General features: G+C 55.4%; 12 protein-coding genes. 8 read left to right on the forward strand and 4 right to left on the reverse strand.

Annotated elements, in window-relative coordinates; genetic code table 11:
• Nucleotides 1-52: 52 nt before the first annotated feature.
• Nucleotides 53-1,186 (reverse strand): site-specific DNA-methyltransferase, encoded by a 1,134-nt coding sequence (locus AB4Y96_RS00050; RefSeq protein ID WP_441914853.1) that lies wholly within the window; start codon nt 1,184-1,186, stop codon nt 53-55.
• Between the two features lie 219 nt (nt 1,187-1,405).
• On the opposite strand from AB4Y96_RS00050, the gene AB4Y96_RS00055 reads away from it, so the two are divergent.
• Nucleotides 1,406-2,092: an HAD family hydrolase gene (locus AB4Y96_RS00055; RefSeq protein WP_441914855.1), complete on the forward strand. Its 687-nt coding sequence runs from the start codon at nt 1,406-1,408 to the stop codon at nt 2,090-2,092.
• A 3-nt stretch (nt 2,093-2,095) separates the two neighbouring features.
• On the opposite strand, the gene hisC is transcribed toward AB4Y96_RS00055, so the two are convergent.
• Nucleotides 2,096-3,154, reverse strand: a complete 1,059-nt coding sequence (hisC, locus tag AB4Y96_RS00060) for a histidinol-phosphate transaminase (protein ID WP_441914857.1) — start codon at nt 3,152-3,154, stop codon at nt 2,096-2,098.
• Between the two features lie 197 nt (nt 3,155-3,351).
• Nucleotides 3,352-3,945, reverse strand: a complete 594-nt coding sequence (locus AB4Y96_RS00065) for a hypothetical protein (protein WP_441914859.1) — start codon at nt 3,943-3,945, stop codon at nt 3,352-3,354.
• Between the two features lie 127 nt (nt 3,946-4,072).
• Between AB4Y96_RS00065 and thrC the strand changes: the two genes are divergently transcribed.
• The 4 genes from thrC to AB4Y96_RS00085 all read left to right on the forward strand — a co-directional run bounded on the left by thrC (nt 4,073) and on the right by AB4Y96_RS00085 (nt 10,288).
• Nucleotides 4,073-5,470, forward strand: coding sequence for a threonine synthase (gene thrC / locus AB4Y96_RS00070; RefSeq protein ID WP_441914861.1), 1,398 nt, complete (start codon nt 4,073-4,075; stop codon nt 5,468-5,470).
• Between the two features lie 10 nt (nt 5,471-5,480).
• Nucleotides 5,481-6,776, forward strand: a complete 1,296-nt coding sequence (locus AB4Y96_RS00075; RefSeq protein ID WP_091880883.1) for a M16 family metallopeptidase — start codon at nt 5,481-5,483, stop codon at nt 6,774-6,776.
• 13 nt (nt 6,777-6,789) lie between these two features.
• Nucleotides 6,790-7,371, forward strand: a complete 582-nt coding sequence (locus AB4Y96_RS00080) for a GNAT family N-acetyltransferase (protein WP_091880884.1) — start codon at nt 6,790-6,792, stop codon at nt 7,369-7,371.
• Nucleotides 7,372-7,450: 79 nt separating this feature from the next.
• Entirely contained in the window at nt 7,451-10,288 is a 2,838-nt protein-coding gene (locus AB4Y96_RS00085; RefSeq protein ID WP_441915251.1) for an EAL domain-containing protein, read from the forward strand.
• 9 nt (nt 10,289-10,297) lie between these two features.
• On the opposite strand, the gene AB4Y96_RS00090 is transcribed toward AB4Y96_RS00085, so the two are convergent.
• Nucleotides 10,298-10,900, reverse strand: coding sequence for a YqgE/AlgH family protein (locus AB4Y96_RS00090; RefSeq protein ID WP_091880886.1), 603 nt, complete (start codon nt 10,898-10,900; stop codon nt 10,298-10,300).
• A gap of 179 nt (nt 10,901-11,079) precedes the next feature.
• Between AB4Y96_RS00090 and AB4Y96_RS00095 the strand changes: the two genes are divergently transcribed.
• From AB4Y96_RS00095 to AB4Y96_RS00105, 3 genes are all read left to right on the forward strand, one after another.
• On the forward strand, nt 11,080-11,877 hold the full coding sequence (locus AB4Y96_RS00095) for a protein-disulfide reductase DsbD domain-containing protein (RefSeq protein ID WP_441914863.1): 798 nt from the start codon (nt 11,080-11,082) through the stop codon (nt 11,875-11,877).
• Nucleotides 11,878-11,958: 81 nt separating this feature from the next.
• Nucleotides 11,959-12,444 carry a peroxiredoxin gene (locus AB4Y96_RS00100; RefSeq protein WP_091880888.1) on the forward strand — a complete coding sequence of 162 codons (486 nt, stop codon included), beginning with the start codon at nt 11,959-11,961 and terminating at the stop codon, nt 12,442-12,444.
• Between the two features lie 151 nt (nt 12,445-12,595).
• Complete coding sequence (locus AB4Y96_RS00105; RefSeq protein ID WP_441914864.1) at nt 12,596-13,462, forward strand: protein-L-isoaspartate O-methyltransferase family protein; 867 nt, start codon at nt 12,596-12,598, stop codon at nt 13,460-13,462.
• The last annotated feature ends 3 nt before the right edge of the window (nt 13,463-13,465 follow it).

Consider the following 13,465-nt stretch of genomic DNA (forward strand, 5'->3'; position numbering starts at 1 on the left):
GGCGTTTCGAGATCAGAGCGGCACTGGAGGTCTCGTCCGATCGGATTAAGGGTTAGATGCCAGCGGACGCCATTCCGTCGCGAACCTGCCTGCGCAGTTCATCAATGGGTTTCAGCTTGCCGTCCTCTTCATAGTGCCAGAACGTCCAGCCATTGCAGGCATCAAAACCTTGCACCTTGGCGCCCATGCGGTGAATTGAACCGGCATCGCCATTGCTGGAAACAGTGCCGTCAGCCCGCACGATAGCGGCGTGACGCTGGCGCGCATCGCTCAAAACCACACCCGGCTTGAGCAAGCCCGCTTCAACAATGCTGCCAAAGGCAACGCGCGGTTCTGCACGCTTGCCGGTCATGACCTTGAGTTCGGCTCCGCCGAGTTCCTCGACCGAGGCAATCCGGCTCATCGCCGCGTCGATATATTTCTGCTCACGTTCAACGCCGACAAAATGGCGGCCAAGGCGTTTGGCGACCGCGCCGGTTGTTCCTGATCCGAAGAACGGATCGAGAATGACATCACCGGGCTTGGATGAAGCCATGAGAAGACGGGCCAAAAGGGCTTCCGGCTTCTGTGTCGGGTGGACTTTGTCGCCATTCTCATCTTTCAGACGCTCCGCACCGGTGCAGATGGGAAACAGCCAGTCGGACCGCATCTGCAGATCGTCATTGGCAGCCTTCATCGCTTCATAGTTGAAGGTGTAGCCCTTGCCTTTCTGATCGCGCGACGCCCAGATCATGGTTTCATGCGCATTCTGGAAGCGGCGGCCACGGAAATTCGGCATCGGGTTGTTCTTGCGCCAGATAATGTCATTGAGCATCCAGAATCCGAGATCCTGCATGATCGCACCAACGCGGAAGATGTTGTGATAGGAGCCGATGACCCAGATCGTGCCATTCGGCTTCAGCACGCGGCGGCAGGCAAGCAGCCATGCGCGGGTAAAGGCATCATAGGCCTGAAAACTATCGAACTGGTCCCAATGATCATCGACAGCGTCGACCTTTGACTGGTCGGGGCGATGCAGATCGCCATCAAGCTGCAGATTATAGGGAGGGTCGGCGAAAATAACATCAATCGAATGATCAGGGAGACGATTGAGGGCGGCAACACAGTCGCCTTTGAGGATCGTGTCGAGCCAGGACGATTGCGGTGCAGCCTGGGGCAGGTCATTGACGAGACGAACAACGGACATGGGATACTCGATTACTGGAGACGCGTTACTGAACTGTCCTTATGGTTACCGAGCAGGGTAAACATCGCGTTAAAGCCAATCGATATCTCCGGCGATATCTCTGACCGGTGCGCTTTTCTTTGACGCCCCGGCAATAAGAGTGTAGTCGATGCCGGTAATCCCCCAAGCTTGACCCAAAGCTGCTCAATGCAGCTATTTTTCACGAACAGGTATGACGGAATGGAACCCCAGCTGATTATTTTCGACTGCGATGGCGTGCTCGTTGATTCAGAGATACTCGCCGCTGAAGTCGAATCGAAACTGTTGACAGAGTCGGGTTATCCGATCGAACCGGAGGCCATTGCCGAACGCTTCGCCGGACTAACCTGGACCGACATTCTCATTCAGGTGGAAAAAGAATCCGGCGTGCCGATCTCCGCCTCGCTTATTGAAGAATCCACGCGCCAGATGGATCACAAACTGCGCAATGAACTCAATGTCATCGATGGTATTGAGCAGGTCGTTGCCGCCCTGAAATATCCCAAATGCATAGCGTCGAACTCGACCAGCGCTGCATTGAAGATGATGCTGGAGCAGAGCACGCTCTATGACCTCTTCGCCCCGAACATTTTCTCGGCACGCGAAGTGGGAAGCCAGAAGCCAAAGCCTGCCCCTGACGTTTTCCTGTTTGCGGCAAAACATTTCAATGTCGAACCCGCCCGCTGCATCGTGATCGAGGATTCATCGCACGGCGTCCATGCGGCAGCAACTGCTGGAATGCGTGTTATCGGCTTTACCGGCGGTGCCCATACTTATCCGGGTCATGCGGACAAGCTAACCGATGCCGGTGCTGAAACCGTCATCAGCCGCCACCGCGACCTGCCCGCCGTTCTCGAGGCAATGGCCGTCTGGTCCGAGGCTGTATAAGCTTCAACCTATTATCTCTCGAAGAGCCATCACCAGCCGGTCGCACTCGGCGTCTGTGCCGATGGTGATGCGAAGATAATCATGAATCCGTGCTTTGGGGAAATGCCGGACCAGAATTGCCCTGCTCTTGAGCTGGGCAGCAAGGTGCGCCCCGGATTGAGCCGGGTGTGCGGCAAAGACAAAATTGGCCAGGGATGGGAGCACCTGAAAACCCAGATCACGCAGGGAAGCGGACAAACGCTCCCGGCTGGCTGTAATCAGGCGACAGTGTTCTTCAAACCAGACATGATCTTCCCAAGCCGCAATGGCCCCTGCCAGAGCGAGGCGATCAAGCGGATAGGAATTGAAACTGTCTTTGACCCGTTCCAGAGCCTCAATGAGGGGCCTTTGCCCGATGGCAAAGCCGATTCGAAGACCGGCAAGAGCGCGTGATTTCGAAAAAGTCTGGGTCACGAGCAAATTTGGATAAAGCTTCACCAGCGGTACAGCACTTTGCGCGCCGAAATCCACATAGGCTTCATCAATAACCACGACCTGATCCGGGTGATCTGCCACCAAGGTTTCGATATCGCTCAGCGGCAGGGCGCAGCTGGTGGGTGCATTGGGATTCGGGAGAATGATCGCGCCGCATGGCTGCCTGTAATCGGAAACATGCACCGTCATGGCATCGTCGAGAGGCACTTCGCGGAACTCGATCCCGTAAAGGCGGCAATAGGTTGGATAGAAACTATAGGTAACGTCAGGAAAAAGCAGCGGAGCGTCATGCTTCAACAACGCCTGAAAAGTATGTGCGAGCACCTCGTCAGAGCCATTTCCGATGAAAACCTGATCAGGATTGACGCCGTGGCTTTCTGCAATCGCCGCGCGCAACTGGAAAGCTGTCGGGTCCGGATAGAGGCGAAGCGAGTCCGTTACTTCGTTCGAAATGGCCGCCAGAGCACGCGGCGACGGCCCATAGGGGTTTTCGTTGGTGTTGAGCTTAACCAGATCACGCAGGGTGGATTGCTCCCCGGCGACATAGGGCGTCAATGCATGAACAATAGGGCTCCAGAAACGGCTCATACAAATTCTCCGATAAAGCGATCTCTTGCATCTGATTTTTGCAACATCGCAAAACCGGATTGTTATAGCAAAAGCCCAACCAGATGTTTTCCGCAAGGAAAGCCGCACGCAACAACTGTTGCGCGCGAATTCGTTCTGTGAAGGTAAAGCGATACTACGTCCGGCTAAAGGCCAGCGCGACGTGCGGCCTTCTTTATTTATTTCTTCTTTTTGGTTTTCGTCTTTGCCTGCGTATCATCCGGACCTTCATCAAATCCGATGAAAATCTGAACATCCTTGGCTGATGGTGCCGGGAAGCTGACATTGGGATCGTTGAAAATGAACTGTGACGCAGCTGACGTGTCGGTTGCCGAAATCGGCTGCTTGTACAGTTTGGAATAGAGCACGTTCGAGCCCTGCATCACGGCAACACGGATCGGCATGGTCAGCGTACCGGCACTGAACTTCGGACCTGGAACCACTTTGCCTGAGACCGCGACATTCATGGTCAACGTACCTTCACCGCGCTTGCAGGACCGGCTCTGATCGCCAATCGAAGCCTGATAGATCAGGTTTTCTGGCGCTTTGGGTGCCTTGCCGTAATTATTGAAGATAGCTGTACCTTCACGGATCGTCACCCCAGGGCAATAGGCGGTCAGCTCGGTTGCCGTGATACGGGCCTGCGCTTCCGCTACTGCCGGGTCCTTTGATGGATCTTTTTCACCGGTTGTGCTGCAGCCTGCAAGACCCACAGCGAAAATCATGCCGCAAAGTTGATAGAAGGGCAGAGATTTATGTGTTTCTGACTTCATGAACTGAACTTTCCTTGACGAACGAACCTGTTCTATACCAACGGTAAGGTAAGAATACGACGGTGCTTTCCAGCTTTCTGCCACAGGAGTTGGCTGGCTCGCAAGCGCGGTACAAAAGGCGAATGATATGAAATATGCAAGTACTCGTGGAGAAGCGCCTGTTTTGGGCTTTTCCGACGCCCTTCTGGCTGGTCTGGCGCGTGATGGTGGTCTTTATCTGCYTCAGGAGTTTCCACAGTTTTCCGCAGATGAGATTCGCGCGCTGCGCGGCAAAAGCTATGAAGACGTCGCCATCCGTGTTCTGACCCCATTTATTGCGGGTGATATTGATCAGGCTGATTTCGAACGCATGGTGCATGAAGCCTATGCCACTTTCCGCCACAGCGCTGTCTGCCCATTGGTCCAGACCGATCACAATGAATTCGTGCTTGAACTCTTCCATGGCCCGACCCTTGCCTTCAAGGATGTGGCGATGCAGCTTCTCGCCCGGTTGATGGATTATATTCTCACCAAACGCGACCAGCGCGCGACGATTGTCGGCGCCACATCTGGTGATACCGGCGGCGCTGCCATTGAAGCCTTCGCCAACCGCGACCGCACCGATATTTTTATTCTGTTTCCGCACAATCGCGTTTCGCCGGTACAGCAACGCCAGATGACGACTTCCGCTGCGTCAAATGTGCATGCGCTGGCCATCGAAGGCAATTTTGACGATTGCCAGTCACTGGTCAAAGGCATGTTCAACGATCTGAATTTCCGTGATGCGCTGTCACTGTCCGGTGTGAATTCGATCAACTGGGCGCGCATCATGCCGCAGATCGTCTATTATTTCACAGCAGCTGTTTCCCTCGGCAGCCCTGATCGTCCGGTGTCGTTCACGGTTCCCACGGGCAATTTCGGCGATATTTTTGCCGGTTATGTTGCTAAGCGCATGGGTCTTCCCATCGACCGGCTGGTGATTGCCACCAACGATAATGACATTTTGACCCGGACACTGGAAACGGGAAGATACGAAACACGCGGTGTGATGCACACGACCTCTCCGTCCATGGATATTCAGGTCTCCTCCAATTTTGAGCGTCTGCTGTTTGAAGCCCATGACCGGGATGCCGATGCGCTGCGCCGCCTGATGAGTGGGCTGACGCAATCGGGAAGTTTCACCATTGCGGACGCGCCTTTGAACAAAATCCGCGCCGAGTTCGACGCGGGACGCTCGACGAAGGCTGAAACGGCAGTGGCAATCAAAGATGTTCTCGATCAATCGGGCTATCTGCTTGATCCGCATTCGGCGATCGGTATCAAAGTCGCGCGTGAAAAGGTTCAATCTGGAACACCGAGTGTCGTTCTTGCGACCGCTCATCCGGCCAAATTTCCTGATGCTGTTGAGGCTGCAAGCGGCATCCATCCGGCGCTTCCGCTTTGGCTTGGCGACCTCATGCAGCGAAAAGAACACTATACGGTACTTCCCAACGACCTTAAAAATGTGGAAGAGTATGTAAGCCGTCATTCAAGAGCGGCGAAGTAAGGAGCATTGCATGGGCGTTGAAATCAGTCGCCTCTCCAACGGTCTGACGATTGCGACAGAGACAATGCCGCATGTGGAGAGTGTAGCCCTTGGCATCTGGGTCAAGGCAGGATCACGTAACGAGGCGAGCAATCAGCACGGTATTGCCCATCTTCTCGAACATATGGCTTTCAAAGGGACGGAAAATCGCTCTGCCTGGAAAATAGCCGCCGATATTGAAGATGTGGGCGGCGAGATCAATGCCGCTACAAGCGTTGAAACAACATCCTTCTACGCCCGCGTTCTGCGCGATGACATGCCGCTGGCGATCGATATTCTTGCCGACATTCTCAACAGTTCCAAATTTGACGAGGAAGAACTGGAACGCGAGAAAAACGTCATCATGCAGGAAATCGGTGCGGCGCATGACACGCCCGATGACGTTGTCTTCGACCGGTTCACCGAAACCGCGTTCAAGAATCAGACCATTGGCCGGACCATTCTTGGCACACCGGAAACCGTCCAGTCCTTTTCCTCTGCCAATCTGCGAACCTATATGGATGACCAGTACAGCGCCGAGCGCATGGTCGTTGTCGCTGCAGGCGGCGTCAAACATGATGATTTCGTCCGCGAAGTCGAAAGCCGTCTTGGCTCCTTCCGGGCAAAGACAACAGCGCCCGAGCCTGATGTCGCGCATTATGTTGGCGGCGATTTCCGCGAACAGCGCGAGTTGATGGACGCTCAGGTCGTTCTCGGCTTTGAAGGCCGTGCCTATCATGTGCGCGACTTCTATGCCTCACAGCTTCTCGCCATGATCCTTGGTGGCGGCATGTCATCGCGGCTGTTTCAGGAAGTGCGCGAAAAGCGCGGGCTTTGCTATTCGGTCTATGCGTTCCACTGGGGCTTTTCCGACACTGGCGTTTTCGGCATCCATGCCGCTACGGGCCGCAATCACCTAAAGAAGCTCGTACCCGTCATCATCAATGAACTGCATGAAGCCGCCCGCAATATCGGACAGGACGAACTCAACCGCGCGCGGGCGCAATATCGTGCCAGCCTGCTGATGTCACATGAGAGCGCTGCAAGCCGCGCTGGCCAGATTGCCCGCCAGTTGCTGCTTTACGGCCATGCCGTTTCGACCGAGCAGCTGGTGGAGCGTTTGTCCAAGATCACGACCGAGCGCCTGACCGATCTTGCCGGACGGCTTTTCATCGACTCGTCGCCGACCTTGGCTGCGGTTGGTCCCATCGCACCTTTGATGAAATATCAGGATATTCGTCAAGGGTTGGCACCGATAACGCCGAGCCAGCGAAAAATAGCGGTCTAACGGCTCAAGCGCCATGATCGCCCTGCCCTTCCTGAAAAGCGCTTCGCTCTCACTGCAGGGCGAAAGGCTTTATCTGCGAGCCCCGCAGGTTTCCGACTATCGGGCCTGGGCCCATCTGCGCGCCCAGAGCCGGGATTTTCTGACGCCGTGGGAGCCGCTCTGGGCGGATGATGATCTGGAGCGCAGTTCATTCCGGCACCGGATTCGCCATTATGACGAGGAAGCAGCGGCAGGAACGGCGCATCCGTTTTTTCTTTTCCACAATTCTGATTCACGTCTTCTGGGCGGCATCACGCTTGGCAATATCCGGCGCGGGGTCGGCCAGAACGGTATGATTGGCTACTGGACAGGCGCGCCCTATGCCGGACAGGGCTATATGGGCGAGGCTCTAAGCCTGCTGATATCCCATGCTTTTACTAAAGTACGGTTGCACCGGCTGGAAGCGGCCTGTATTCCAAGCAATGAAAGATCGATCCGCCTTCTCGAAAAAGCCGGATTTCAGAGGGAAGGACTGCTACGCTCCTACCTCAAAATAAATGGTATGTGGCAAGACCATCTGCTCTTCTCGCTCTTAGAAGACGATGTGCGACGCTAAAATAAAGGTTACATTCGTGGCATCATTGACCGGACTCATGCTGAAAGGCTTATCGAGGATTTTTGTCCTCATCTTTTTGATGACGTCCATGCTGTCAGCCGCCAACGCGTTTGAAACCATCAAGATCACCAAGGAAAGCACTGCTCTCGATCTCTCCAAAGCCGTGGAGATTTACCGGAATCAGGGCGAGACCTTCCAGATTTCCACTGCACCGGGCACGGATGGTATTGTCCGCCGCATCGAAGTGCAGGCCAATGACAGTCGCTCAACAGGCGATTGGGCGGCGTTCTCGCTGGCCAATCCCACTGACGAGCAGATCGACCGTCTGATCGTCGCGCCGCATTTCCGTCTGGTCGGTTCGGGTTTCATCTGGCCGGACCTCGGTTCGACACGCATCACCTCGATTACCCCCAGCGAGGGCTTTGCCCTCGACCGGCAGGCCAGTGAAGATGCCGACATCTTTCTTGTCACGCTCAATCCCGGTTCGGTCATTACCTTTGTCGCTGAACTTGCTTCCCCCAACCTGCCGCAGGTCTATGTGTGGGAGCCGAACGCTTACAAGGATACGGTCAATTCCTATACGCTTTATCGCGGTATCCTGCTCGGCATTGCCGGTCTGCTCGCGCTGTTCCTGACCATCCTTTTTGTCGTCAAGGGAACCTCACTTTTCCCCGCAACGGCCGCCATGGCATGGGCAGTTCTTGCCTATATCTGCGTGGATTTCGGTTTCTGGAACAAGCTTATCGAGATAACGCCCGGCAATGAGCAGATGTGGCGAGCGGGCACCGAAGTGGCGCTTGCAGCGACACTGGTGATCTTTCTGTTCACCTATCTCAATCTCAACCGGTGGCATGACAATTTCAGCTATGGCGCTCTGACATGGATCTTGGGCCTTGGTATCCTTTCCGGCGTGGCGATTTTTGATCCGCCCATTGCTTCGGGTATCGCGCGTTTCTCGTTTGCGCTGACCATCATTGCCGGCATTGTGCTGATCGGCTTCTTTTCGTTCCGAAGTTATGACCGGGCAATCATGCTCATACCGACATGGCTACTTCTGCTTGTCTGGATGACGGGAAGCTGGCTGACCGTATCGGGCATTCTCGCCAATGATATTGTCCAGCCTGCGCTGGGCGGTGGTCTGGTGCTGATCGTCCTGCTCATTGGTTTCACGGTCATGCAGCACGCCTTTTCCGGCGGCGCTTTGCAGCAGGGTCTGTTCTCTGACGTGGAGAGACAGGCGCTGGCTATTATCGGCTCGGGCGATATCGTCTGGGATTGGGATGTGCCGCGCGACCGCGTTGTCACCACCCCTGATCTCACCAATTTCCTCGGCGCTTCGGCAAGCTCGCTGCATGGGGCTGTGCGCAACTGGCTGCCGACCTTGCATGCGGATGATCGCGACCGCTTCCGCACCACGCTCGACGTCATTCTGGAAAACCGCCGCGGCCGCATTTCGCAGACATTCCGCCTGCGCGCCAATGATGGTCATTATTACTGGTACACGCTGAAAGCCCGGCCTGTTATCGGTTCGGATGGTGAAATTGTCCGCTGTGTCGGCACGCTTATCGATGTGACCGAACAGAAAAAAGCGGAAGAACGCCTGCTGCACGATGCGGTGCATGACAATCTGACCGGCTTGCCAAACCGCGAGCTGTTTCTTGATCGCCTCGGTTCTGTCATCACCATGGCGCAGACTGAAAGCAAGATTCGCCCGACTGTCTTCATCATCGACATTGATCGCTTCAAGCAGGTGAATGATGGTCTTGGCATGTCGGCGGGTGACACCTTCCTTTTGACCGTATCGCGCCGTCTGCATCGACTGTTGCGCCCGCAAGACACGCTGAGCCGCCTTTCCGCCGATCAGTTCGGCCTCATTCTGGTATCGGAAGTCGAGCCCGCCCGCATTGCCGCCTTTGCCGAAGCGGTCAAACAGGCGATCCGCGCGCCGATTGCCTTTGCCAAACGCGAGATTGTGCTGACCGCTTCGCTTGGTCTGATCACCTGGACGTCAGGCAGTTCCGCCTCACCTGAGGACCTGGTGAAAGATGCCGAGCTTGCCATGTTCCAGGCAAAGCGCTTTGGCGGCGACCGGATCGAACCATTCCGCCCGGCATTCCGCGCTGTTGGCAGTGACAAGCTGCAACTGGAATCCGATTTGCGCCGGGCGCTGGAACGCAGCGAAATTCACATTGCCTACCAGCCGATTGTGCGGCTTGAGGACAATACGATTGCCGGGTTTGAAGCCCTTATGCGCTGGGATCATCCGCGCCGGGGTTCGATACCACCGTCTGAATTTATCCCGATTGCCGAAAGTTCCGGCCTCATCGTGCAGCTTGGCCTGTTTGTCATGCAGCACGCGGCGGAAGATCTCGTCAATTGGCAGCGCACGATTGGCGCGACGCCATTGTTTGTCTCGGTGAACATATCAAGCAGCCAGTTGATCCGGCAGGACCTGATTGACGATGTGCGTTCGGTGCTGACAAAAACCCAGATAGATCCGGCGAGCCTCAAACTGGAACTGACGGAATCCCTGATGATGGAAAATCCTGAACGTTCCGCCCATGTGCTTTCGAGCATCAAAGCGATGGGCGTCGGGGTTTCCTTGGATGATTTCGGCACGGGTTATTCGTCCCTCTCCTACCTCACCTCTTTCCCCTTCGACATGATCAAGATCGACCGGTCATTCCTCAAGGCCGAACAGCCACAGAAGGTGACGCTGCTACGCTCCATGATCAGCATGGCGCATGACCTTGGTCTTTCGGTTGTCACGGAAGGTATCGAGAACGAGAGCGATGCGCTGCAACTGCGCCAGATGGGCTGCGAATATGCCCAGAGCTTCATGTTCAGCCCGCCATTGACGCTTGATGTCGCAACAAAACTGCTGCGCGAGCAGTTCCAGCAGTCGAAGGCTTCCTAGGAAAAGCGGTTAAGCGTGCCCGGCCACGGTGGCAAGGCGCGAAGGGTCAACGCCCATATAAGCCAGAAGCCGGTCGTACTTGCTTTCAAGGTCCGTATCAAAAAGCAAATCCTGCGGCGCACGGCAGGTCAGCCAGCCATTATTGGCGATCTCGTTTTCAAGCTGGCCTGAAGCCCAGCCTGAATAGCCCAATGTCATCAGGGCACAGCGCGGGCCACGGCCGCCGGATATAGCGCGCAGAATGTCCACTGTTCCGGTCAGGCAAATCTCTTCCGAGACGGGCATGGTTGAATCGGTCAGATAATCATCGGAATGCAGGACAAAGCCACGGCGCATCTCGACCGGCCCGCCATTGCGCACGATAAAATCGCGCGTACAGTCGGGCAGCATGATCGCCTGATGTTCATCAAGGACACCGAGTTGAACAAGGATTTCGGAGAATTCCATTTCCTGCGGGCGATTGATGATCAGCCCCATCGCACCCTTTTCCGAGTGCGCACAGACATAAATGACCGAACGCGCAAACCGGCTGTCATCCATTCCCGGCATTGCCAGAAGGAATTGACCATTCAGAAATCCGGTCTCTTTGTTCGCCGTTCTGAAAATCTCCATCAAATAAAGGTATCAAGGATTGCGTAAATGACAACGGTCTTGCGCAAGGAAATGTAAAAAGAGCCCAAATCCTGGCCCTTTCGGCTTCCAAATAACACGTTGCTCACACAGAAATGATGAGCAAATTCTATCATATCCTTGATAAGGCCCTGAAGCCCTGTAATTGTCCGCGCATGAAAATGAACATAATTTTTACAGCTGCTTTTGCCATGCTGGCTTTTGTTTCGCCAACACTTGCCGGAAATTCGGACTGGACAAGAACAGCCGGCGGCAGTGTCCGGCTGATTGTCGACAATCCGCAGAAGGGCGCAAGTGAGGTGCGGGGTGCCGTCCAGATCAATCTTGATCCGGGCTGGAAAACCTATTGGCGCGAACCCGGCGATGCCGGTGTGCCGCCGGAACTGGCGCTTTCGCAGGAAGGCAATATCAAGAGTTATTCGCTGGGCTTCCCGGCGCCGCACCGTTTTGAAAATGGCGGGGCGAAATCGGCTGGCTACAAAAAGTCCGTTTCCTTTCCGGTTATTCTGACGCTGACCGATCCGTCCAAACCGGCGCAATTGAAGGGCCACGCATTTCTCGGCATCTGCGAAGCAATCTGCATTCCAGTTACGGCTGATTTTGACATTACCGTTGACAATAACCCGACAGATGCATTGACCAAGACGCTCGTCAGCGATGCGTTCGCCGCTTTGCCTGACAAGGCTTCTGCCGCCTTCGGTATCAAAAGCGCGGTGCGCCGGGATGACCACGTCAAGGTAACAGTCCAGCTTCCTGTAGATCAGCCGCCGACTGACCTTTTCGTTGCCGGGGAAGGCGGTGTTACATTCGGCATGGCCAAGCTGAAAAGCCACGAGGCCTCAAGCGCCGTGTTTTCCGTTCCGGTGCTTTCGGGCAAGGACAAGAAGTCTGTCACGCTGAACTATACGCTGGTTCAGGGGGAAAAGGCTGTTTCGGGTAAACTCGACGCGCAGGAATAGCAGCAAACGCCCTCGACTTTTTGCCGCGCACACCCTATCTGCCTTAGGTCTCAATTCCTCATTTCATCAGGGAGCCAATTCATGACAATCAAGGTAGGCGAGCGTTTGCCGGACGCCACGTTCAAGACGAAATCCGATGACGGTGTCAGCGAAGTGCGCTCCGATGCGCTGTTCAAGGGCAAGAAGGTCGTGCTGTTTGCCGTGCCGGGTGCTTTCACCCCGACCTGCAGCATGAATCACCTGCCCGGTTATCTTGAGAACCGCGATGCCATTCTGGCAAAGGGCGTGGATACCATTGCCGTTGTTGCCGTGAATGATCCGCATGTCATGGGCGCATGGGCCAAGGCCACCAATGGCGAAGGCAAAATCCAGTATCTCTCCGATGGCAATGCGACCTTCACCAAGGCTGTCGGCCTCGATATCGATCTTGCTGCCGGCACCATGGGCGTACGCTCCAAGCGTTATTCCATGCTCGTTGAAGACGGCGTGGTCAAGGAACTGAACATCGAGGATTCGCCGGGTCAGGCAGTGACTTCGAGCGCAGCAACCCTGCTCGGCCAGCTGTAATCAGCGCCATTCACGGGATATCCAGAGGGCCGGTTTTCCGGCCCTTTTTAATATCGCCAAGAATTTTGATGGCTCATTCATGTGATGTCATTGGATTTGGGAATATTGCTGTGTACGATCACACTTTCACACCTTGGGAGTGTTTGCACCGATGACACCGGATGAGTTGAAGATCGTTCGCCGCGCCTATGCAATGCAGATCGCAGCCATTGCCGGGGCTGCTGACCAAGGCGTGGAAGATGCTTTCGCCAAGGTACCGCGGGAGGAATTTCTTGGACGCGGACCATGGCAAATCCTGCGTTGGCAACGGCGCTCCTATACACCGACACCAAGCGCTGATCCGGTTTATCTTTATACCAATGACCTTGTTGGTATCCTGCCCGAACGGCACATCAACAATGGCGAACCTTCATTGCATGCTTTCCTGCTTGCGCAGGGTGCTCCCCGGGAGGGTGAGCATATCGTGCATGTGGGTGCAGGTGTCGGTTATTACTCGGCGATCATGGCGCAATTGGTCGGAGCCTCGGGCAAAGTCACGGCCATTGAATATGATCCGGAACTAGCCGAAAGGGCACGCGCGAACCTTGCGGCCTATCCCAATGTGACCGTGGTCCAAGGAGACGGAAGCACTGTTGCATTCGACGCTGCCGACCTGATCTATGTGAACGCCGGAGCAACGCGGCCCGCTGATAACTGGCTCGACAACCTCAAAGAAGGCGGAAGGCTGATCCTGCCGCTGACAACCGACAATGGTTTCAGCAGCGACTGGAGCAAGATCAAACAGCGCGGCGCCATGTTTCTGATAACGCGCGAGGCAGAAGCGTTTCGCGCCAAATGGATATCACCCGTCGGCATATTCCCCTGCGTGGGCATGCGCGACGAGGCGTCGGAAAAGGCTCTTGCCAAGGCATTCGAGCAGGGCGATTACACGCGGGTCACGCGCCTCTACCGGACGGATGATATAGAGGCGGAACGCTGCTGGGTTCGTGCACCCGGCTGGTCCCTCGCCTACGCATAAGTT

Origin of the sequence: Phyllobacterium sp. TAF24, assembly GCF_052113785.1 — a bacterium.
Classification (GTDB): domain Bacteria; phylum Pseudomonadota; class Alphaproteobacteria; order Rhizobiales; family Rhizobiaceae; genus Phyllobacterium.